The organism is Chryseobacterium sp. L12, from assembly GCF_056133985.1.
In genome coordinates this window covers 122,826-146,584 of the sequence record NZ_JBVYOF010000001.1, presented here as the reverse complement: position 1 = coordinate 146,584, position 23,759 = coordinate 122,826, and the positions used below count along the sequence as shown (strand labels likewise).

Annotated in this window: 20 protein-coding genes; 7 read left to right on the top strand and 13 right to left on the bottom strand. The window is 35.7% G+C overall.

The window, feature by feature from the left end:
* Positions 1 to 5 precede the first annotated feature (5 nt).
* The 4 genes from nuoL (at position 6) to AC0NBN_RS00690 (ending at position 7,299) form a co-directional block, all read left to right on the top strand.
* Complete coding sequence (gene nuoL, locus AC0NBN_RS00705) at positions 6 to 1,919, top strand: NADH-quinone oxidoreductase subunit L (protein WP_160812416.1); 1,914 nt, start codon at positions 6 to 8, stop codon at positions 1,917 to 1,919.
* Entirely contained in the window at positions 1,919 to 3,412 is a 1,494-nt protein-coding gene (locus AC0NBN_RS00700) for an NADH-quinone oxidoreductase subunit M (protein WP_160812417.1), read from the top strand. The genes nuoL and AC0NBN_RS00700 overlap by 1 nt, the downstream gene beginning before the upstream one ends.
* A 122-nt stretch (positions 3,413 to 3,534) precedes the next feature.
* Entirely contained in the window at positions 3,535 to 4,920 is a 1,386-nt protein-coding gene (locus AC0NBN_RS00695) for an NADH-quinone oxidoreductase subunit N (protein WP_143884780.1), read from the top strand.
* A gap of 78 nt (positions 4,921 to 4,998) precedes the next feature.
* Complete coding sequence (locus AC0NBN_RS00690; RefSeq protein ID WP_160812418.1) at positions 4,999 to 7,299, top strand: GAF domain-containing protein; 2,301 nt, start codon at positions 4,999 to 5,001, stop codon at positions 7,297 to 7,299.
* 175 nt (positions 7,300 to 7,474) lie between these two features.
* Here AC0NBN_RS00690 and AC0NBN_RS00685 read toward each other — a convergent pair whose 3' ends face one another.
* The 8 genes from AC0NBN_RS00685 to AC0NBN_RS00650 all read right to left on the bottom strand — a co-directional run bounded on the left by AC0NBN_RS00685 (position 7,475) and on the right by AC0NBN_RS00650 (position 13,266).
* Entirely contained in the window at positions 7,475 to 8,122 is a 648-nt protein-coding gene (locus AC0NBN_RS00685; protein WP_160812419.1) for a hypothetical protein, read from the bottom strand.
* Positions 8,123 to 8,127: 5 nt separating this feature from the next.
* A complete protein-coding gene (locus AC0NBN_RS00680; RefSeq protein WP_474466461.1) occupies positions 8,128 to 8,703 on the bottom strand; it encodes a DUF6705 family protein in 576 nt (191 codons plus the stop codon).
* Positions 8,704 to 8,907: 204 nt separating this feature from the next.
* On the bottom strand, positions 8,908 to 9,480 hold the full coding sequence (locus AC0NBN_RS00675; RefSeq protein ID WP_474466459.1) for a DUF6705 family protein: 573 nt from the start codon (positions 9,478 to 9,480) through the stop codon (positions 8,908 to 8,910).
* 203 nt (positions 9,481 to 9,683) lie between these two features.
* A complete protein-coding gene (locus tag AC0NBN_RS00670) occupies positions 9,684 to 10,241 on the bottom strand; it encodes a DUF6705 family protein (RefSeq protein ID WP_160812422.1) in 558 nt (185 codons plus the stop codon).
* A 17-nt stretch (positions 10,242 to 10,258) separates the two neighbouring features.
* Positions 10,259 to 10,837, bottom strand: coding sequence for a DUF6705 family protein (locus tag AC0NBN_RS00665; RefSeq protein ID WP_474466456.1), 579 nt, complete (start codon positions 10,835 to 10,837; stop codon positions 10,259 to 10,261).
* 18 nt (positions 10,838 to 10,855) lie between these two features.
* Positions 10,856 to 10,987 carry a hypothetical protein gene (locus tag AC0NBN_RS00660; RefSeq protein WP_474466453.1) on the bottom strand — a complete coding sequence of 44 codons (132 nt, stop codon included), beginning with the start codon at positions 10,985 to 10,987 and terminating at the stop codon, positions 10,856 to 10,858.
* A 56-nt stretch (positions 10,988 to 11,043) separates the two neighbouring features.
* The gene (locus tag AC0NBN_RS00655) at positions 11,044 to 11,622 is read right to left on the bottom strand and encodes a DUF6705 family protein (protein WP_474466451.1); all 579 of its coding nucleotides are present in this window, start codon (positions 11,620 to 11,622) and stop codon (positions 11,044 to 11,046) included.
* Between the two features lie 30 nt (positions 11,623 to 11,652).
* Positions 11,653 to 13,266, bottom strand: coding sequence for a hypothetical protein (locus AC0NBN_RS00650; protein WP_160812425.1), 1,614 nt, complete (start codon positions 13,264 to 13,266; stop codon positions 11,653 to 11,655).
* 132 nt (positions 13,267 to 13,398) lie between these two features.
* Between AC0NBN_RS00650 and AC0NBN_RS00645 the strand changes: the two genes are divergently transcribed.
* Both AC0NBN_RS00645 and AC0NBN_RS00640 read left to right on the top strand, forming a co-directional pair.
* Positions 13,399 to 13,776 (top strand): helix-turn-helix domain-containing protein, encoded by a 378-nt coding sequence (locus AC0NBN_RS00645; protein WP_474466449.1) that lies wholly within the window; start codon positions 13,399 to 13,401, stop codon positions 13,774 to 13,776.
* Positions 13,777 to 13,937: 161 nt separating this feature from the next.
* Positions 13,938 to 14,678, top strand: coding sequence for a DUF6261 family protein (locus AC0NBN_RS00640; protein ID WP_160812426.1), 741 nt, complete (start codon positions 13,938 to 13,940; stop codon positions 14,676 to 14,678).
* Positions 14,679 to 15,067: 389 nt separating this feature from the next.
* On the opposite strand, the gene AC0NBN_RS00635 is transcribed toward AC0NBN_RS00640, so the two are convergent.
* Positions 15,068 to 16,234, bottom strand: coding sequence for a Pycsar system effector family protein (locus AC0NBN_RS00635; RefSeq protein WP_160812427.1), 1,167 nt, complete (start codon positions 16,232 to 16,234; stop codon positions 15,068 to 15,070).
* A 26-nt stretch (positions 16,235 to 16,260) separates the two neighbouring features.
* On the opposite strand from AC0NBN_RS00635, the gene AC0NBN_RS00630 reads away from it, so the two are divergent.
* Positions 16,261 to 19,974 carry a metallophosphoesterase gene (locus AC0NBN_RS00630; RefSeq protein WP_160812428.1) on the top strand — a complete coding sequence of 1,238 codons (3,714 nt, stop codon included), beginning with the start codon at positions 16,261 to 16,263 and terminating at the stop codon, positions 19,972 to 19,974.
* 51 nt (positions 19,975 to 20,025) lie between these two features.
* Here the strand turns inward: AC0NBN_RS00630 and AC0NBN_RS00625 are convergent, their stop codons facing one another.
* From AC0NBN_RS00625 to mazG, 4 genes are read right to left on the bottom strand one after another with little or no spacing between them, the layout of a single operon-like run.
* Entirely contained in the window at positions 20,026 to 20,811 is a 786-nt protein-coding gene (locus AC0NBN_RS00625) for a hypothetical protein (RefSeq protein WP_160812429.1), read from the bottom strand.
* A gap of 39 nt (positions 20,812 to 20,850) precedes the next feature.
* Positions 20,851 to 21,717, bottom strand: a complete 867-nt coding sequence (locus AC0NBN_RS00620; protein ID WP_160812430.1) for an NHL repeat-containing protein — start codon at positions 21,715 to 21,717, stop codon at positions 20,851 to 20,853.
* A gap of 2 nt (positions 21,718 to 21,719) precedes the next feature.
* Positions 21,720 to 22,799 (bottom strand): FUSC family protein, encoded by a 1,080-nt coding sequence (locus tag AC0NBN_RS00615; protein ID WP_160812431.1) that lies wholly within the window; start codon positions 22,797 to 22,799, stop codon positions 21,720 to 21,722.
* Complete coding sequence (gene mazG, locus AC0NBN_RS00610; RefSeq protein ID WP_160812432.1) at positions 22,800 to 23,567, bottom strand: nucleoside triphosphate pyrophosphohydrolase; 768 nt, start codon at positions 23,565 to 23,567, stop codon at positions 22,800 to 22,802.
* Positions 23,568 to 23,759 lie beyond the last annotated feature (192 nt).

Sequence of the window (23,759 nt, the reverse complement as noted above, 5' to 3'; positions counted from 1 at the left end):
AAAGAATGGAGAATTTAATTTATGCAATAGTACTTTTACCACTTATAGGTTTTCTTATCAACGGACTTTTTGGCAAAAATCTTCCAAAGATCGTAGTCGGAAGTTTGGCAACAGCAGCAGTTTTTGCTTCTTTTTGTATTGCGGTAAGCTTATTTTTAAATTTTGACTCAGAAAGTCCGGCAGTTGTCGTTAAAGCTTTTGAATGGTTCAGAGTAAACGGAGTTCAGATTAATTTTGGTTTTCAGATTGATCAGCTGTCATTAATGATGGTCATGATTATCACAGGAATCGGGTCGTTAATTCACCTCTACTCTATCGGATATATGAGCCATGACAAAGGTTTTTATAAGTTTTTTACTTATCTGAATCTTTTTATCTTCTCAATGTTGCTTTTGGTAATGGGAAGCAATTACATGATCTTATTCATCGGTTGGGAAGGTGTAGGTCTTTGTTCTTATTTATTAATCGGATTCTGGTATACTAATCAGGAATATGGTAAGGCAGCAAGAAAGGCTTTTATCATGAACAGAATTGGTGACCTTGGTCTATTGATTGGAATCTTTATGATCGCGTCTCAGACCAACTCTGTAGACTATATTTCGGTAGCACAAAACGCTGCTAAATTTGAATTGGACGGCAATATCATTATTTTTATTACTGCAAGTTTATTTATCGGAGCAATCGGTAAATCAGCTCAGGTTCCATTATATACATGGTTACCGGATGCGATGGCGGGTCCTACTCCTGTTTCTGCGTTGATTCACGCAGCGACGATGGTTACCGCTGGTATTTATTTGGTTGTAAGATCAAACTTCTTATTTACTTTAGCACCAACTGTTCAGGACGGAATTTTACTCATAGGATTTTTAACCGCAGCTTTGGCGGGATTCTACGCTCTTCGTCAGAACGACATCAAAAAAGTTTTGGCATATTCTACCGTTTCGCAGCTTGGTTTTATGTTTATCGCCTTAGGTCTTGGTGCTTACGCAACAGCAATGTTTCACGTAATGACGCATGCTTTCTTTAAGGCACTATTATTCTTGGGAGCTGGTTCTGTAATCCATGCGATGAGTAACGAACAGGATATGCGTTTCATGGGAGGTTTAAAGAAATATATTCCTCTTACACACATTACTTTCCTTATCGGAACATTGGCAATTTCAGGTTTCCCATTATTATCAGGGATGATTTCTAAAGATGAAATTTTAGTAGCGGCTTTTGCTAAAAATCCAATTTACTGGGTTATGTTATTTATTTTAGCTGCTGTTACGGCAACCTATATGTTCAGGCTGTATTATTTAACTTTTCACGGAGAATTCAGAGGAACAGAAGAGCAAAAACATCATTTGCATGAAAGTCCGTTGAACATGACTTTACCTCTGATTATTCTGGCAGTACTTTCCGTAGTAGGAGGTTTTATTAATCTTCCTCACTTTATAGGTCACGGTCATTATGCTAAATTGATGGAATGGCTGAAACCTGTTTTAACAGAAGAAAGCTTCAAACAAATGGAAGCAACTCTTTCGGGTGTTGATTTTAATACCGAAATGATTCTTTTAGGAGCTACAGTTTTAATGTTCTTTACCGTTTGGTTTATTGTTAAAAACATTTATGTCAACAAAAAGAAAGTAGCAAAAGCAGAAGAAGATTACACCGGCTGGGAAAAACTTTCTGCCAAGAAATTATATGTGGATGAGCTTTACAATGCTTTGATTGTAAAAACTTTTGAAGGACTTGGGCGTGGCGGAAAAATGTTTGATAAAGGCGTTCTAGACCGTTTTGTAGATTACATAGGAGAAGGTGCTGAAGACAGCGGTAGATCTATGAAGCGTATTCAGAACGGAAATGTTGAGAACTATGTTCTTATCATGACTTTAGCTGTGGGAATTATACTGATTGTTAACTTTATACTACAATAATGTCTTATTTACTATTAACATTATTACTATTACCTCTTGTAGGTTCGGGATTAGTTTTTGCTTGGAAAAATGCTTCCAGCAAATATTTGGCGTTGGGAATTGCTTTGATACAGATGCTGCTTACATTTTATGTGCTTTCGGATTTCAGTTTTGAACCGACAGTTGATAGTACTTTGCAGCACGAAATCAATTATCCCTGGTCACAATTTATAAAAAGCAGCCTTCGTTTCGGAATAGACGGAATGAGTATGCTTCTTTTGCTGCTGACCAACATTCTTTCGCCTCTAATTATTTTATCATCATTTAACGAAAACACTGGCTACAAAAACTCATTTTACGGGCTGATTCTGATGATGCAATTTGGTCTTGTCGGAGTATTTACAGCTTTAGATGGTTTGTTATTTTATATTTTCTGGGAAGTAACATTAATTCCGATCTGGTTCATTGCAGCACTTTGGGGACAAGAAAACAAAAGATTTGAATTTACTACAAAATTCTTTGTGTATACATTTGTAGGATCTTTGTTTATGCTGGCTGGAATTATATATGTAGGAATTCATTCCGCTTCTTTTGGTTTGACAGATCTTTACAATGCGGATCTTAACGAAACTCAACAGATTGTAGTATTCTGGTTTATTTTCTTTGCATTCGCAGTAAAACTTCCGGTTTTCCCTTTCCATACATGGCAGCCGGATACCTATACTTACTCTCCTACTCAGGGATCTATGCTTTTATCAGGAATTATGCTGAAAATGGCGATCTATGGAGTAATAAGATATTTATTGCCTATCACTCCAACAGCGATATTAGGAATTTCCGGACAAATTGTAATTATTCTGGCTATTATCGGAATCGTACATGGAGCTTTAATTGCCATCATTCAGAATGATATGAAAAGAATCATTGCGTATTCTTCTTTTTCACACGTTGGATTGATGGTTGCCGGTATTTTTGCTTCAGCTGTTCTTACATTAAGAGGAACATTTACCATTGAAGGTGCTGAAGGAGCTTTGGTACAGACATTTGCTCACGGTGTAAACGTAGCAGGATTGTTTTTCTGTGCTGATATTTTATACAAAAGATTTAAAACGAGAGATATCAGACAAATGGGAGGTCTTGCAAAAGTAGCTCCTAAATTTGCTGTACTTTTCCTTTTGATTATTTTGGGATCAATGGGAGTTCCGTTGACTAATGGATTCATTGGTGAATTTATCCTCATTAAGTCTGTTTTTGATTTTAATGTTTTAGCTTCAGTAATTGCTGGTTTAACGATCATTCTTTGTGCAGTTTATCTTTTGAGATTTTATGGTAAAGCAATGTTTGGTGAAGGTGATGCAGCAGTTTTAAGCACGGCTAAAGATTTGTCAGCTGTAGAATTTTCTGTACTGGCAAGTATTGCAGTATTTGTAATTCTTCTGGGAATATTTCCTCAGCCGATTATTGATATGGTAGGAAGTTCGTTGAAGTTTGTATATTCATCAATGGTTAATTAATTTTAAAGAGTAAAGAATTAAGAGAGAGGAATTAAAGAATCAAGATAAAAGTAAAAGGTATCAAACCTTAAACTCTGAACCTTGAACTTCAAATTTCGCATCTCAAATCTCAAATATAAATTATGAGTGTTTTAATTATTGTTTTCCTTACAGCGGTTGCTGCACTATTCTCGGGAGTTTTTGAAAAAGGAAAATTCGCAAGATACATCGGGATTTTTGGATTAATCATCGCCTTGTATGTAAGTTTTTTACCGGAAGCTTCTTTCTTTGAAAAATACAGATTAATGTATGAATACGGAGCTAATACAGCTTTATTTACAAAAATTTCTATTGTAACAACTTTGCTGTTATTCTTCCTTGGAGGATTTGCATTCAGCAACCACAGAAATCACCAGTCAGAATTGTATGCGCTGATGCTTTTTGCACTTTGCGGAGGTTTCGTATTATTCGGGTTTCAAAATTTAGTTACTTTGTTCATCGGAGTTGAGATCCTGTCTATACCTTTATACGTAATGGCGGGAGCTAACAAAACAGACCTAAGATCAAACGAAGCTTCTTTAAAATATTTCCTGATGGGAGCGTTTGCCACAGGTTTTTTATTGCTGGGAATTGCATTTATCTACGGAAGCACAGGAACATTTGATTTATACAGAATACAGGATTTCAGTACAGTAAATCCTAAAAACGGAATGCTGATTCTTGGTGCAGTATTAATGCTATGCGCAATGGCTTTCAAAGTAGCTTTAGCACCTTTCCACATGTGGAGTCCGGATGTTTATCAGGGTTCACCTTCACTGATTACGGCTTTCATGGCAAGTGTGGTAAAAATTTCTGGTTTTTTCGCATTATTCAGATTAATGACCATCGGTTTCTCCGGCATTACCCACGAATGGATCCATATTTTAGGCGTTTTTCTAATCATCACTTTATTGTTGGCAAACGTAATGGGTCTTGCACAGACTAATGCTAAAAGAATGCTGGCATATTCTTCTGTTTCTCATGCCGGTTACATTGGTTTGGTATTTTTTGGAATGAATGCATTATCAACCTATACTTTAGCTTTTTATCTATTCGCTTATTCATTAGCTACCGTTGGAGTTTTCATGTGTCTAATCTGGGTTGAAAAACTTAAAAGAGAAACATCTTACGGAGCCTTTAAAGGCTTGGCTAAATCTGAACCGCTTTTAGCTGTGGTTGCTACCATTTCTTTATTGTCAATGGCAGGAATACCATTAACTGCAGGGTTCATGGGTAAGTTTTCATTATTTGCACAGGCTTTAGCAAAAGACGATAATACTTTTTTGGTTATTGTAGCTGTTCTAGGCTCGGCGATTTCTATTGCTTATTATTTAAGACTGATTATTGCTATGTTTTTCTACAAAGAATCCAGTTTTAAAACAACAGAAAGAGTCACCATTACGTACAATATTGTAGCCGTTGTAATTATTGCTTCACTGGTTATCCTGGGTATCTTCCCTGATCTGTTTGCCAAGCAGTTCGGATTATAGAAATCCTTTAAAATAAACAAAAGCACAGCCATCGGGTTGTGCTTTTTTTATAACTTTGTGCCACAAAAACAATCAGGTTTGGCAGAACTGTACACAGAAGATACTCCGTTTCAGATTTTCATTTCATTCAAAAAATATTTGGATGTTCTGGAACATATCAGGTACAATGACCGTTTGGAATACAGAGCCAACTATGCCGAATCTTTAATCGAAAAAACTAAAAAATTTCCGGAACTGAGAGAGGGTTTTCAGGATCTTTCCCTCCTGGAAAAACATTCTGAACTGATAAGGCTTCTTCTTGCAGATCTCTTTCCTACCGGTCTTACTCATAACGAAATTAAAGCTGCAAGTATTCCTTTGGCTGATATAACCTTCAATTATACGGAGAGATTTAAAAATATACTTGCCGATGCAGGAACAGATTTTGAGATAAAGCTAAGAGATATTAACCAAAACGAATTTTATATTTTCTGCTGCTGCATTATTCTTCAGGTTCATTACAATACAGATTTCAAAGCCAGTCTTCCGCTGTATTATGACATTCCCAATAAGTACGGGATCATGAAGCATTATAAAATAACAGTCAATTCAGATTTTACGGATATTTATCCTCAGGAAGATACACAGATTCCTGATTTGGATACTGTAGAAATGCTTCTGGAAAACATGGATGATATTTCTCTCTGGAAAAAACATTTTCCTCCGAAGTCTTGGGTTATGTGCGGTTTTGCGATTATTTCACTTGTAGACTGCACATCAGAAGTAGCCTTATCAGATCTGAAATCAACCATGATTGAGATTGATATTGAAAATCCTCAACCTAACGAAAATCTGCTGGAAATCTTCAAATCTTACTTTGATGTTCCCGATCTTAATTTCGGATTGATGATTTACAATAAAAAAGATAGGAAACTCGAAAACGTTCCTATTTACGAAAATGTATTTACGAGTTACATTCTCGATTTCTGGCTGAAAACATTCAATGAAGAAATAAGACAAACTACTCTTGAAAACATAAGCTATAACTCGAAGCCTATCGTGGTTGCCAACGTTGACAAGATGGATGAAGAAATCAAAAAACTGCCGTCTTTTCAGCTATTGAAGCAGGCGAATGTAAACAGTTTTATCATCATTCCGATTATGAAAAACGGCGAACTGATGGCAATTATGGAGTTTACCTCATCACAGCCGAATAGCCTGAATGGTTTAAAACTTAAAAAAATTGAATTTTTTACCGAAATGATTCTGTTTTCGGTTTCCCGTTTCAACTCTGAAAGAAATAACCAGATTGAAGCTATTATTCAGCGAGAATACACGACCATTCATGACAGTGTCGTTTGGAAGTTCAGAAATGAAGCAGAGAAATACTTCAATGCTGTTTTGTCTAGAAAAATCTATACACTCAAAGAAATTTCGTTCAAAAATCTGTCGCCTCTTTTTGGATTCTCAGACATTCGTTCTTCTTCTGAAAAACGTTTTAACCTGATGAAAGAAGATCTCAATGCACAGCTTGATGTACTGTATGCATTGTTTACAACGATCAATTCAGATTCTGAAAAATACCTTCTAGCAATTGAAATTTTTGAAAACGAACTGAATAATGAAATTAAAGCCGATACTGAACAAAGATTTCAACGTCTTCTTCAGGATGAAATCCACCCCTATCTACAGGCAAAAGTAGAAACTGATCCAAGAGCAGAAATTAAAGAAAATATCAAAACTTATTTTAAGCAGATCAACACTCAGAATCAGCTTTTTTATCACCAACGAAAAAATCTTGATGAATCAATAACACTAGTCAACCGGAAGCTTGCGGACATTTTAGACAATAGGCAAACTACAGCTCAGGAGATTTTTCCGCATTATTACGAGCGTTTTAAGTCTGACGGAATTGAGCATAATCTGTACATCGGTCAAAATATTGCACCCAATCTGGACTATTCACAAAAATATCTGAATCAGCTCCGTTTCTGGCAGCTGGAAACCATTTGCAAAATGGAAGCCGAGTTCAGAAAATTCAAATCATCTCTTCCGATTTCGCTGGATATTGCATCATTGGTTTTTGTTTATAACGAAAAAATAGACATCCGTTTCCGAATGGACGAAAAACGATTTGATGTAGACGGCGCTTATAATTCTTACTACGAAATCATAAAAAAAAGACTTGACAAAGCCCACATCAAAGGCAGCGAGGAAAGAATCACCGCACCAGGGAAAATCGTCATTGTATATTTCGGAATGGAAAACCAAAAAGAATACCTTCAATACATCAATGCCCTTCAAAAACAAAACATTCTGAAAAATGATGTCGAATTTCTGAAGGTAGAAGATCTGCAAGGAATTTCAGGACTGCTTGCTTTGAGGGTTTCGTTGAACTAAAGAAGTTGTCAGTAGATTTTATACGTAATACACAAAATAATTTAGGTATTATAAACAACATAAAAACCGTAAAATATAAAATCTTACGGTTAATAATTTAAGCTTACTTTATGCTTTATGAAAATCTTTTCTACTGGGAAAAATAAATTCATGTAAAAGTTATATATAACTTTCTCTAGAAAACAAAGGCATTAGTTACTACTGCATATTTTTCTTTCTTCTTATAGTATGGCTTTACTAAATTGGGTTTGGAATAATGTTCTGTATTATAAAAGGTATCGTCAGTTATAATTTTAACCCTTTCTGATCTTTTTAACTTCTCGGGAAATAATTTTTCATAATTGATAAAAGGGTAAGTATCTTTATATGGTAAGATCCACCGATTGTTTTTTGTTGGATATACTTTCTCTGCAAAAGACTGGAACCATTTACCTCCTGACCAATATACGCCAATTAGTGCATATTTGCTTTTGTTTGCTTCCTGACTTTCAAAAATAGGAAGTTCTTCATGATACCTTATACTCCTATACTCAATGGTATCTTTATCATACTTACCTTTAATCAGTTTGATAATTTTATAAGTAGAATACGATTCTGTTGCCATTCTGAAATAATTACTTTGGGTAGATTCTGGATAACAATTATCATCTTTATCGATTACACAATCTTTTCTGTTTGATTGATAAAGCTTATAACTTCTCTTGATTTCTAAGTGTTTAGTTTTAATCTTTTCACCTATGAAAAAAATCTGATCATATTGCTCATACTTTTGACCGAACAAAAATATACACTGAAAAAGAAAAATAAGAATGAGTGATTTCATATTCATTACTGCTTCGTAAAAATCATCTGTAAAGGAAAAGTAGAACCACTGTACAAAGTTCTTTGCTTATCTCCATTAATGTATGAACTATGTTGGTCTATCCCACCATCAAATTTCATTTGGGTTGGGGATAATATTTCTAATCCTACAGAAATCATCTTTTCTTTTTTGACATCTGTAAAAACTCCTGTATTTACTTTTGAACTACAAGAAATTCCAAAGTAGACACTTATTCCAAAATCACTTTGAAGGTCATCTCCAGATGTATCGGCTATCACAACTCTATTTTCCTTATAAATATAGTAGCCAACTAAACGATCCTTATAATAATTGAACGGAGATTCATTCATATGATGTTTTGTTTGCTTTAACAAAACTAAAGTCATCTCCTTATTTCCAGATGACCATTTCCAGGTTCCTACATAAGGAGCATAGACGTTGCTTATATCTTTCAAATATGTATTTCCATCACTCGTATTTATCGAATTGTGATTACATCTTTCAACAAAATTTATAATATTTGTTTGCGCTTTACAAGACAATGTGAAAATTGCTATTATTAATAAAACTATCTTATTCATTTTTCTATTTTTAAGTTATAAAGAGCATTTGTCTTCTCCAATTTCGCCGTTGGTTTCCAGTTTTAATTTTGCCCATTGGTTGCTGTTTTTCTTTTTCCTATACAAATGTACGCCGTTTCCATTTCCTATTTTGGAATCATTGAACAATATAAAAAACCGTAAAATTTAAAATCTTACGGTTAAAATTTAAGCTTGCTTTTTAATCTATTGCTTCGTAAAAATCATCTCCAGCGGGAAAGTAGAACCACTATACAAAGTTCTCGGTTTTGTGGGGCTTACATAAGAACTATGCTGGTCTATCTTCCCTCTAAACTTCATCTGTGTTGGAGAAAGTTTTTCCAGCATTACGGTGATCATTTTTTCTTTTTTAACATCTATAAACATGGCTGTTCCTACTTGAGAAAAGCAGTCAGCACTAAACATAGCATTAATAAAGGGTGAGTTCAAGTTATCTCCAGAAGTATCGGCTACCACTACACCATTTTCTTTATAAATATAATATCCAACTAAACGATCTTCATAATAATTTTCAGAAGTTGTGTTATAATGAAATTTTATCTGCTTTATAAGTACTAATGTCATCTCCTTATTTCCAGACGACCATTTCCAGCTGCCAACAAATGGGGAATATAAACCACTTATATCTTTGAGATATGTATTACCGTTTGTTCTATTTATAGGTGTATGATCACATCTATTCACAATGTCAATTATATTTGTCTGACTTTTACAAGAAAAACAAAATACTATTAAAAATACTAAAACAATTTTATTCATTTTTTTTAATTTTAAAGTTATAAAGGACAATCATCTTGTCCCACTGTCCCATCTGCATTTAATTTAAGCTTTGCCCAACGTTTAGTGATTTTATATCTTCGATACAAATGTACTCCATTTCCACTTCCTATTTGGGGATCATTAAACAATATAAAACCGTAAAATATAAAATTTTACGGTTAATAATTTAAGCTTAATTTAATCTATTGCTTTGTAAAAACCATATCCAACGGAAAAGTAGAACCAGTATACAAAGTTCTCGGCTTTGTAGGGCTTACATAAGAACTATGCTGATCTATTTTGCCTTTAAACTTCATTTGAGTAGGAGATAATATTTCTAAAACTACAGAAATTACTTTCTCTTTTTTTCTATCCACAAAAAAACCTGTGTCTACTGTCGAGTCGCAAGAAATATCAAAAGAAACAGCTATACCGACATCATCTTGTAAATTATCTCCTGAAGTATCAGCTAAAACTACTCCATTTTCTTTATAAATATAATACCCAACTAAACGGTCTTCATAATAATTGTGAGTGTGTTGTGTATAGTGAAACTTTGTTTGTTTAATTAGTACTAAAGTCATCTCCTTATTTCCAGATGACCATTTCCAGGTTCCTACATAAGGAGCATAGACGTTGCTTATATCTTTCATATAGGTACTTCCGTTATTTCTTTCCAAGGGAAGATGATTGCATCGATCAGCAATATCTATAATATTTGTTTGCCCCTTGCAGGATAAAGACACAATAGTGATTAGCATTAAAATTAATTTACTCATTACTGCTTCGTAAAAACCATCTGTAAAGGAAAAGTAGAACCACTGTACAAAGTCCTTTGTTTATCCCCATTAATGTATGAGCTGTGCTGGTCTATTTTACCTCTAAACTTCATTTGAGTGGGGGACAACTTTTCTAGCATCACGGTATACATTTTTTCTTTTTTCACATCTATGAACATAGCTGTACCTACCAATTGAGTATCACATTCTGTACTAAATGAGACATTCAGACCAAAATCACTTTGGAGATCATCTCCCGAAGTATCTGCTATTAAAACCCCGTTTTCTTTATAGATATAGTACCCTACCAAACGGTCTTCATAAACGTTAAATGTATGTTGTGTATAATGAAACTTTGTCTGTTTCATTAGAACTAAAGTCATTTCTTTGTTTCCAGAAACCCATTTCCAGGTTCCTGTATACTGATTAAATATATTACTTTCATCTTTTAGATAAGTACTACCATCAGAACTATTGTAATCAGTATAATTACATCTCTCTACGAGATTGATAATATTTGTTTGCCCCTTGCAGGATAAAGACACAATAGTTATTAGTATTAAAATTATTTTATTCATTATTTTTCTGTTTTAAAGTTATAAAGGACATTTATCTTCTCCAATTTCTCCGTTGGTTTCCAGTTTTAATTTTGCCCATTGGTTACTGTCTTTCTTTTTCCGATACAAATGTACACCGTTTCCATTTCCTATTTGGTAATCATTAAACAATATAAAACCGTAAAATATAAAATCTTACGGTTAAAAATTCTAGCTTGCTTTTTAATCTATTGCTTCGTAAAAATCATCTGTAAAGGAAAAGTAGAACCGCTGTACAAAGTCCTTTGCTTATCTCCATTAATGTATGAACTATGCTGGTCTATCTCACCATCAAATTTCATTTGGGTTGGGGATAATATTTCTAATCCTACAGAAATCATTTTCTCTTTTTTCACATCTATAAACATGGCAGTGTTTACTGTTGAATCGCAAGTAATATCAAATGAAACATTTAAGTCAAAATCGCTCTCAAGATTATCCGTTGAGGTATCTACTATTATGATTCCATTTTCTTTATAAATGTAATAGCCTACCAAGCGGTCTTCATAGTAATTATCTGTATTGTTGTAATAATGATATTTAGTTTGTTTTATTAAAACTAAGGTCATTTCCTTGTTTCCTGATGACCATTTCCAAGTTCCTACGTATGGAATGTAAATATTGCTTATATCTTTTAAGTACGTATTACCACTTTTTCTATCTAATGGAAGATAATTACATCTATTTACAAGATCTATGATATTACTTTGGCTTTTACAAGAGATGGCAAATATTGTAATTATTATTAATATTAATTTATTTATCATTTTCATATTGTTGATTTTATCTGTTAATGATTATAGCGGACAATCATCTTGCCCTACTGTTCCATCAGGGTTTAATTTAAGTTTTGCCCAACGCTTAGTATTCTTATCTTTTCGATACAAATGTACACTGTTTCCGCTGCCTAAATCAGGATCCTTTAATACATTCATTAGTATTTTTAATGCATTAGACTCAGAATAATCTTTTTTGGGATTAAATCCATTGGCTTTAAAAATTTTATAAACTTTCCCACGAGCTACTTTATCTTCATCTGTTGTAGAGGATTGCCCCTGATGAAGACCGGCAAACAGTGCATCCAATGCCGTTGTATCATTCATCCTGAACGCATATTCCGTACCATTAAAATTAACGGTGTAGGCAACATAAGTATTTCTTCTTGGCGGAGCCAATCTTTTATATCCCACATACAGATCCTGTATATCGCCAAACTGCGGAACCGGGAAAGTATTTTCGTAATGATTGTGCGCTACAAGAATATCCCAGGTATTATGCATTATTTCCACCGTTACGGCACCCGCTACACCAATATCAATGGGCTTATCAAACACATTATGTATTAAAAGTTCTCCTCTTTTGGTGATGGTAATCCCTGTTTCATGTGTATGTTTTTTAGGATTTGTGGGATCTACATATTTCTTTAGCGTATCTATTTTAGACTGTATCTCAGGATTTTCAGCATTATCCTTTAATATCTGGCAAGGAGTTCTATCATCCTGCTGGTCAGGATTATTCGGCTGGCTCGGCATACCGATAATACAACCGTCAGCGTCTACCAAACCTATCTGTGTAGGATCTGTGGCTATAGAAGTACATTGATTGGGTGGCGTTCCGGCATCTGTATTTTCTCCGCCACCAGGACCGCCACTTCCGCTTCCGCTCCCCGGGCTGAGGTAGTTGTCTTCCTTCTCCGGCACACAGTTCCATACCCCTGCAGTAACTGCCATTGGTTTGGTCTCTGCTGTACAGTTGTGCCAGTCAGACATATTGGTTTCGTTGTGTACAGACTGACCTGTAGATTTATTGATCTGGCTGCAGCCATAAACAATGGTTACATCAGTCCAGCTGCAGGTAGTTCTTGCATTCAGAAGAGAACCTCCCGGGTTAAAACTACCTTTTGCCAGTTCTGTAATCGTGGTTTTTCCTTTCGTGTTTACAGGCTCCCTGTTTTTTACTTTTTCTTTTTCCTGTGCAGTAAGGGCATAGGTCACCAGAAACTCTTTATAGCTGCCATCGGTTTCCGGCACCAGCAAAAGATTTTCTAATGGCGCATCGGCAGGTGCGTTCTGTCTTTCGATATGAAAGGTATAGGTATGGAAGTTGGCTCCATTCTCTATATAGATCACGCTTTTGGTATTGATAGAAACTCCGTTGGCATAGTTTACCGTCCGCCCGCTCAGATTTACCTTTCCGATTTCTTTGAATCTGGCTTGCGCCTCTTCCAGACCGGCTGAAAGCTGTTCCCGGTGTACGGATTCACTGAGGGAAATTCTTTTCGAGGTGAGATGGAACTTCGCTCCGTTTTCATAAGTATCTGCTTCAGGAAGCAGGTCTGTGCGGCAGGAGAACACCGAGAAACCGACTGAGAGCATCAGGCAGAGCCTGAGAAATAAATGTTTTTTCATCATGTGCTGAAAAATTGAATGGTTAAAGATATAATTTTTTTATTACGCTGCAAATATGTGACAAAAATCTAAAAAACAAACGGAAGAAAATTACTGGTTTCCGTATTATTTTACTAAAAGAAAATTTATGTACTTTTGAAAAAAATACACGGTGCTATGACATTAGGGGAAAAACTGAAAAAAGCGAGAATCAGCAAAAACTTTACGCAGGAATATCTTGCCGATCTGCTGCAGGTTTCGCAAAAGACCTACTCCAATTTCGAGAACGATAAAAGCAAGCCCGATTTTCAGCAGGTAGAAAGCATTGCACAGGCACTGCAGACCAGTGTACTCGATTTTCTGAGTGGCGATTCTATTTCATTTAATTATGATAACACTCAAGGAGGAAATAATGGCTTCATCTATCAAAATCAATTTCCTGAAAAACTGGTCGAGCAATACGAAGAGCGCATCAAAGAGCTGAAAGAGCAGGTAGAATTCTGGAAAAGCCGGTCGCAGGACAGCAAATCATAAAACACCCTTCCGGAGAGGATCCTGCACCCGTGCAACAGGTTTTCCGGAAACCGGGAAAGTTCCACGCACCCCTGCGGCAGACTTTCCGGTAATCGGGAAAGGCTGACCCACCCGCGTAACAACATTTCTCCCTCAACTACAAAACATAATATTTTAAAAATATGAATGCAATTGAATTAAAATTACTCCGCAACGCAGAATATCTGCAGTATGTAAAAGACTATCTGGGAATCATTAACCTGAATAACCCTACACAGCTTGGGATTGACACAAAACTCTCTGCCTTTACGGCAAAAATCTCTGAGCTTGAAGCCTTGTACAAAAAAGCCCTTGCCAGCGAAAAAACACAGGAGCTGCTAAAGCTTGATGAAAGAAGGGACAGCGCCATCAACGGTATCTATTATTTCCTGCTCGGCAATACCTACCATTTTGAAACCGAAAAGCAGCAAAATGCAAAGCTGCTCCTCTCTAATATGGAGCTGTACGGCAGCGGTATCGCAAGATTGAATTATATGGCAGAAACCGCAACCCTCAACAATCTCCTGCGCGACTGGGAAAACAAACCCGAGCTTGCTGCTGCCGTTACGTCTTTCGGTCTTGCATCATGGGTAAGCGAATTGAAAGCCGCCAATGAAGAATTCAACACCCAATACCTTTCACGAACGCAGGAATATGGTGACGCCAGTCCGGAAACCATCAAAATGAAAAGAGAAGAAACCAATGCTGCCTATTACGCCCTGCGTGACCGAATTGATGCACTTCATCTTCTGGTAGAAACTCCGCCTTCTCCTTATGAGAAAGTGATCAATCAGCTCAATGCTCTTACCGATCAGTACAACAGGCTGCTGGTCAACAGAACCGACAGTTCAACTAATCCTGCTCCCGAAAATCCACAGGCATAAAAAGGAACAGGCTTCTATATACAAAACATCCGCATTAGTTAAAAATTAATGCGGATGTTTTTTGTTCTTCGCCAAAAACTATGGATTTTGTTTTCTGTGTTCTTCAATTTTGGTATTCCATTGATAAGTTTACGCCTTTGTTTATCCTAAAATTATTTTAAACATTCACCAATACTAATCTTTGTTTACCATTGCGATTAATAAATATCGCAAGGATAAACAAAGTATTTTTGAAATACACTCGTATTATTTAAAGTTAAACAAAGGCACTTCGTTTAAAAAAGAAATACAAGAATATTTTCTAAAATTGAGTAAAATTGCCATTATAAAAATAAAATAATTTCCACACAAAATGGCGAAGAGCCATGTTTTTTTGTTTAAAACCTGAATTATAAGCTCAGAAACGCATACCCAAAAGCCAGCACAGAAATAATAATTCCTGCCATGAAAATAGTATAGGTTATCGAAAGCAATTTATATTTTCTGTCTAAAACCTTGCCCAGAAAATACAGATCTTTGATCATAGAATCGTAGATATACTCACGGTCTTTCAGCATATCGCGCATAGAATTCTGGTAATCATCAAAAAGCATCTGATGAAAATTTCCGAAAAACAAAAGATTTACTTTTCGCTGGGCAACATCGTCCTGTGTAAATTGAGTTTTGGTGACATTCGGTTTTGTGGAAAGTATGGCAAAAACAATGGTAAGCACACTCGAAAAAAGCAATAAAAATGTGGGGATAATCAGGTGCACATTTTTAGGAGTATCCAGCTTCGGAACCAATACAGAAAGACAGACCGAGATAATAATGGCATTTACTGAAAGTAATATATTGGCTTTGCTGTCGGCAATATCGCTCAGGCGGGTGTGATTGTTGAGAGTAACTCTGAATAAGGTATCAATACTTCTGTCAGATTTAGGATCTTTCTTATCTGCTTCTTTATCTTTATTCTGCTTCTCTTCTTTGTTCAGCTTTTTTTCAAGTTTTTTTACATTCTTCATCTTCAGCGGTTCCCAGTGTTCTTTAGCGTAATCGGTAAAATACTGGTGCTTATTTTTCAAGAAATCAATATTTAGCTCATTCCATTCATCATTAGAAAAGCAGGTTTCGCCCGTAAGTTCCCACTCTTTTCGTAAGGCTTCGGAAGTATCATGATAAGACGGACTTGCAAAATGACTGAAATCTGCATCTTTCATTATTTTTTCAGATATATTCTGAGGCTGATAATATTTTTCGGTGGAAAGAATAAGCTGATAAACCTCTTCAATATAATCCTGCGGATAATGCTCTTTCAGGAGAAAATCTTTCATGAGTTCTGCGCTTCTTTTCTCGTGTCCTTCTGCATTGCAGTCGGTAAATCCTACATCATGAAACCAAAGCGCAAGAATTATTTTTTCTCTTTCTGCATCAGAAATTCCGGTATGTTTTATAATTTCTTCCGCTTTGCTGACCGCAAAAGAGGTATGGATAAAATTGTGATAAAAGTATACTGAAGATAACTTATCTTTGAATAAATTTTCAACATAATTTTTAGCCTTGTCTAATATGTTCATCACCAAATTTTTCTAATTGTAAATGTATGAATTTATCTTCTAAATATATTCTCAAAAATCTTTCTGCACTTGTAAAACTCACCCTGTTCTCGGCACTTGTTATATCCTGCGCTACCTATAACGTAAAAAAGGGAAAAAACTTGCCGGAGATACAAAATAACAGCGCAGAAATTGCCAATGACTTTCAAATTTTTCTCATTGGTGATGCCGGAAATGCAGAAGAAATTCAGGCTCAGCAGACATTGCAGCTTCTCAAAAACAAATTAGATTCAGCAGATCAGAATGCTATGGTCATTTTTTTAGGCGATAATATCTATCCTTTGGGAATGCCAAAAGAATCAGATAAAGGATATGCTTTGGCAAAGCAGAAAATGGAAAACCAGCTTGCCATTACTAAAGATTTTAAGGGAAAAACACTGGTAATTCCCGGAAATCACGATTGGTATCACGGTCTGGAAGGTCTGAAGGCACAGGAAGATTTTGTAAAGTCTTACCTGAAAGACAAGAAATCTTTTCTCCCTAAAAACTCCTGCCCTATTGATGATATCAGCTTAACAAAAGACATCAAGCTTATCGTCATAGATTCTGAATGGTCGTTAGTTGACTGGGACAAATATCCGGGAATCAATAAAAACTGCGACATCAAAACACAGGAAGATTTTTACACAGAGTTTAAAGATTTAATTATAAAAAATCAGGATAAAAGAATTATTGTTGCGCTTCATCATCCGGTAATCAGCTCGGGAGTTCATGCAGGTTTCAATTCGGCAAAATCTCAACTTTTTCCGCTCAGAGGGAAGATTCCAATTCCGGGAATTACTACATTAATCAATATTCTGAGAAGTTCTTCCGGAGTTAGCATGGAAGATCTCAGCAACAGACATTATACTGATTTTGCCAACAGGATCAAAAGCATTATTCAGGATAAGGATAATGTCATTCTGGTTTCCGGGCACGATCACAATCTGCAGTATCATCAGGACAGGAACATCCGCCAGATTATCAGCGGCGCCGGCTCAAAAACAGATCCTTCCACAATTGTAAAAAACACCGACTTTTCTTATGGAGGAAGTGGTTTTGCGGTGTTGAATCTAAAAAAAGATCGCAGCTCCGAAGTCGAATTTTTCTCTACAAGAAATAATACACTTGAAAAACTTACCAAAATTTCGGTGATCGAAAAACCTAAAGATTTTGAAAACAATTTTCCTGACAAACTTCCCGACAGTAAGATCTCAACCCTTTATCCTGAAAAGCTTACTCAAAGAGGTGGGGTTTACCGTTGGCTTTGGGGAAATCATTACAGAAAATACTACGCAATGCCCATTGAAGCTGAGGTTGGAGATCTTTCTGCTTTAAATGACGGTTTTACGCCTTTCAGAGAAGGCGGAGGAAACCAATCAAACAGTCTTCGTCTTAAAGCTCATGACGGGCAGGAATTTGTGATGCGCGGAATTAAAAAAAGTGCTGTCCGTTTTCTCAACGCACAGGCTTTCAAGAAAAACACTTTCGGAAACGAACTTACCAATACTTTCCCTGAGAGATTTCTTCTTGACTTTTATACGACCAATCATCCGTTCACCGGTTTTGCGGTCAATAATATGGCTGATAAAATCGGGCTTTTTCACAGCAATCCGAAACTGTATTTTATTCCGAAACAAAAAACTCTCGGAAGGTATAACGAGCATTACGGTGATGAGCTTTATATGATTGAAGAGCGGTTTTCTTCCGACCAAAAGACGCTGCAGTATTTAGACAACGCTTCAGATATACTTTCTACGGCAGATGTACTGAAAAACATGCGTAAAGACAGCAAATATTCTGTAGATAAAGAGACGTATATCCGTGCAAGAATTTTTGATATGCTGATCGGTGACTGGGACCGTCACGAAGATCAATGGAAATGGGCAGAATATAAAAAAGGTGACCAGATCATCTACAAACCGATTCCTAAAGACCGGGATCAGGCGTTCAGCAATTACGATGGAGCAGCTTTCAAAATCATCATGAATATCCCGATGATCCGCCACATGAAGTCTTTTAAAGATGACATCAAAAATGTACGGTGGATGAATATGGAGCCTTATCCTTTAGATTTAATCTTCCTGAAAGACTCTTATGAAAAAGACTGGGAAAATCAGGCAAAATACATTCAGCAAAACCTTTCTGATAAAGATATTGATGAAGCGTTCAATAACCTTCCCAAAGAAGTGCATGATGAAACTCTTGCTGATATTAAAAGAAAACTAAAGCTCAGAAAGGAAAAAGTACACGTGTATGCCAATGACTACTATCACATTCTCCAGGAAAAAGTTCCTTTAGCAGGAACTGTGAACCGTGACAAATTTGTCATTATAAAGCATAAAGATTCTGTAGAAGTAAAGCAATTCAAATTCAATAAAGATCAATCTGAAGAGCTGGTTTTTGAAAAAGTTTATCACTCAAAGCAGACAAAAGAACTCTGGATTTACGGGCTTGAAGAAGATGATATCTATGAAGTTTCCGGAAACGGAAAGTCTAAAACCACCATTCGTCTCATCGGCGGCTATAATCATGATACTTACCAGGTTTCCAACGGAAGCAAAGTGAAGATCTATGATTTTAAATCACAAAAGAATACATACAACACCAAAAACACTTCTAAAAGAATAACAGACGATTATAACATCAATACTTATAACTGGAAACATCCGAAATACAATTTTGTGGCAGGATATCCTAATGCTAATTTTAATCCCGACGACGGAGTAATTCTGGGATTTGTAGCCAATTATACCGTCAATAATTTTATCAGAGATCCTTTTACTCAGAAACATAGTCTCAGTGCCAATTTTTATACTGCAACAGGAGGGTTTAATCTCAAATACAAAGGGATTTTCAAAAAAGCTGTTTTTGGATGGGATGCGGGGATTGATGCTTCCTACACCACGCCATATTTTGCCAGAACATTTTTTGGCTTAGGAAATGAAAGCATTAATAACACTGACGAAGATGACAGAAATTATAACAGGGTGAGAATTTCGCAGTTCAGATTTGCGCCTTCTGTTTCTACAACCAGCTGGCTGAGTTTCAGACACCAGTTTCAGCTCAGTTTTGAAAACTCCAAAGTGCAGAGAAATGATGACCGGTTTATTGCTGTTTCCGATGAGGTAAGACCCGAAGTTTTTAACGACCAGCAATTTGGAGGAGCCAATTATACCTTCAGTTTCAAAAATTTTGATAACAATGCTTTTCCAACATTGGGAATGGAATTTTTTATCAATGCAGGATGGAAAACCAATCTTCAGGAACTCGACAGAAATTTTGCTGCACTCTCCGGGAAAATGAGCCTCTTTCACAGAATTGACAAGAAAGGAAAATTTGTTTTTGCCAATTCTACTCATGCCATGATGATCAACAATAATCAATTTGAGTTTTTTCAGGCAGCTGCAATTGGTGGTAATAATGCGATGAGAGCCTACAGAAACGAAAGATTTGCAGGTAAATCTTACCTTGCCAATAATTCGGAAATACGATGGGATTTTGGAAGGGTAAAAAATAATATCGTTCCGGTAAATATGGGAATTTTAGTAGGATATGATATTGGAAGAGTCTGGATCGACAATGAATATTCCCGAAAGTGGCATCAGGGTGCAGGTGCAGGTTTCTGGCTAAATATTCTGGAATCTTTTTCCGCCAAAATTCAGTACTTTGTAGGAGAAGATGGCGGAAGAATTTCCGGTGGTCTTGGAATGAATTTTTAGAATAAATAAAGAGGAAATCAAGATTTGATTTCCTCTTTATTTATGATTTATTTAATACAAAATAACCTGTCCAGTAGAGCTATACTGATACGTCCATTCACTATGCCCTGAACCTGGAGTATACTGAGGATTCTGGAGATCCTGAACCAAATAACTAATTTTTCTGTAATTATTTTTTGATAAACTCTTGACGAAGAAATTATCATTCATTAAGTAAAGCTTTTTGTAAGGATTTTCAGACTGATCGAAGTTCATATAGTAAGTCGTCGTTAGTTTTGTTTCAATACTATTTGAAAGATCTAGTTTTTCACTTTTTTCCAAATTCTGATTTGCATCAAAAAAATAGGTTTCATAAGTATCCCATGTATACCATTTCGTATGGATTAAAATCTTATTGTTTTGGTATGAATAGTTTTTAACCTTATAAACTTCATCCTGAGTATTATAGATTTCAGCTTTTATAAGTTTACTATTTTGAAAGCTGTAAACAATTTTCTTGATTCCGTTTTGAGGCTCATCATACTGAACTGTAGCTTGGTTAGCGGTATAAGTAATATTAGTTTGCTTATCATTATAAAAAAGGTAAAAACTGGAAGATCCTGTATCGACTTTACTCAATCGTCCATTCATTCTTCTTAGTCGTCCGTTCTCGTAAAAAAACTCATAATACCAATCAGGATTAAAATTTGTTGAAACTGGCAGTTCTGCAAGATAGGTAAGAATCTTTTTCGGTTCTAAATCTGAAGGATTATTTTGTGGAATATCTTCGTTCAAAGAATCATTTCCACCACAGGAAATTAGACTGAAAATAAATAAAAAATAGAATAGCTGTTTCATGATTCGCTTTAAGAGTTGTGAAAATAAACTATTTATATCTTACAATCCAAACCGATACACATTTCCGCCTTCCTTTTTATCCTTTTCATCGGCAATCATCAGTGTTTTATCATCAATAAATACAACAGCTTCTTTTTGGGAATTATGATCTAAAGATATTTTCTGAATAGTAGCCGCATTGAAATCATCTTTGGTAAAACCTGTTACCACATGAATGTTTTTGTGGGTTAAAAGAACAATCTGATTTTTTGAATTGATCGCTGCCGAAGTAATCGCAGCATCATTATATCCTCCTTCAAGTTTTAATCTGCCAACAAGTTTTGCCTCAAAATCACCCTGCTGATTCGGGATTTTAAACACCAGAAAAGTTCCGTCAAAGCCTTTGCTTCTGTTTTTTGTAAACAAATAAAAGTAGCCGTCTTTTTCTATAAAAGCTTCACAATCATACAGCCAGTTGGATTTTTTTGGTGGAAATTCAGTCTGACCTTCGTAATGAAATGTTGTAGTTTGGATAACTTTCGTGGATGTCTGATTTTCGTTATTCAGATCAATTTTAATGATCGAAAGATTTTGTCGGTCATTATCATTATTCCCAAAATCACCAATATATATATTTCCTGCTGAATCTGTCGTAATATCTTCCCAGTCATGGTTTTCAGCATTTTCTACCAAAACATCTGCAATTTGGTTTCCTTCCGGATCCAAACCGTAGACTACATTCTTATTACCTGCATCTTCAATTGCCCAAATCGTTTTTTTATTTTTAGACAAAGCAATTCCGGAAACTTCCTTCAGTTTTTTAGGAAGAGAAAATTCAACCTTCAACTCATCTGCTTTTGAAGAATCCTGAGCTTTGGGATTACAGCTCAACAGTAAGAATGATGATAAAACTACAACACGCAACATATCTATTTTTTTAATTTTTTAAACTGAAAATAAGAGAATCTGATATTTTTCTCTAAGTTATTAATAATCTGCTGATGATGCAGGAAAAATCCTGCCGCTAAGCCAATAAGGCTTCCAATAACGGTATCAATGAGTCTTGCCGTCATTAACGTTTCCACATCATGATAAGTTTCACTTGCAGTTTCTGCCAAAAGAATGGTTAAAGGAGTAATAAAAATTACCGCAAAGCCATAATTTCTTACAATCAGCAATTCAATAATGAACTGTAAAACCGTAATCATAAAAATTATTTCAAGCTTTTCGGGATTAAACAAAAGAATCAGCCATACAAAACCAATTCCTATGAATGTTCCTAGAATCCTGTGCATATTTCTTTGTCGGACATGCTCAAAATTCCTTCCCTGAATGATGGCAACCGTTGCAATGGAAATCCAGTAAGTGTTTTTAAATTCCAAAAGATGACCGATAACCAAAGTAAGAGCCATAAAAAATCCGATGATCGTACTTTCAACAAATTTTGTATACCTTCGTTTGTTAAAGCTTCTTCTCGGAACTGTTACCACTTTGCTTTTCTCTATGAAAACCGAGTACAGAAAGGCAAAAGAACACGATAATATAGCTCCAATTGCAACCAGTCCGACTCTTGTGGGAATCATTTCAAGATTAAATTTATATGTACTCGCCATTGCGGCGACCATGATGAAGAAAAAGTTTCCCGGCGGCGGGATTTTAAAATAAGAGGAAATGAAATGTGCCAGAAAAGAAATAATTCCGACCGATAAAGCTGCAAAATAAATATTAAACCCGAAAAAAGAACTTACCGTAAAAGAGAAAACAATTCCGAAAGCACAGATGGCGAGATGAATCATCCTCTGCGTGATCGGAGCTGAAGTAAAATATAAAATCGTTAAAGCTCCTAAACTTGAAAGCGCACCGTAATTGGGTTTTCCTGAAAAGTATCCTATAAAAAGACAGCTCCCGATGCAAAGCGCAGCAAGAAAAGGAAAATGCCATTTCCTTTCCGTTTGTTTGAACTCCAATAAATACTGAAATCTGTTCTGTGTGGGGTTCTGTACTTTCATTTATTGTAGACGTTTAGCTTTTTCCCACAAAACATCCATTTCTTCCAAAGAAAGATCGGCAAGTTTCAGATCCTGTTCCAAAGCTAAGGTTTCCATCTTCTGAAACCTTGAAATGAATTTAAGATTGGTTCTTTCGAGTGCAGAATCGGGGTTGATTCCCGAAATTCGGGCATAATTGATTAATGAGAAAAATACATCACCCAATTCCTGTTCTTTTTTATCCAAATCTGTTTCTGCATGAAACTCCTGAATCTCTTCATCTACTTTTTTCCACGCATCTTCCGCATCATGAAATTCAAAACCTATTCCTTTCACTTTATCCTGAATTCTGTAGGCTTTTACCAGACTCGGCAGATTTTTCGGTACGCCGCCCAAAATGGACTTGTTTCCTTCTTTCAGTTTTAGTTTTTCCCAGTTCTGTTTTACCTCTTCTTCGTCTTTCACTTCTGTGTCCCCGTAAATATGAGGATGGCGGAAAATTAATTTCTCATTTAAAGAATTAATGACATCCGCAATATCGAAACTTCCTTTCTCAGAGCCTATTTTAGCATAAAAAACCAGATGAAGCAGTACATCTCCCAACTCCTTTTTTATTTCCTGCAGATCATTCTGCAAAATGGCATCCGAAAGCTCGTAGGTTTCCTCCAGTGTTAAATGACGAAGCGATTCCAGCGTCTGTTTCTGATCCCACGGACATTTTTCACGCAGATCGTCCATAATGTCCAATAATCTTCCGAAAGCTTCCAGTTTTTCCTGTTTGGTATTCATAAATTGAGAATTCAAAGTATTGCAAATTTACGGGAAATCTTTGTGAAAGTGCTTTTGACGTGAAATAAAAGATTCAACGAAGTCAAACAAAGAACAAAACTTCAGGACTTAAAACTTATGTTAAAAATTAAATATTTTTTATTGATAATCCTAAATTTAACGCAAAGTCAACAAGATTTTTATTATTACCTA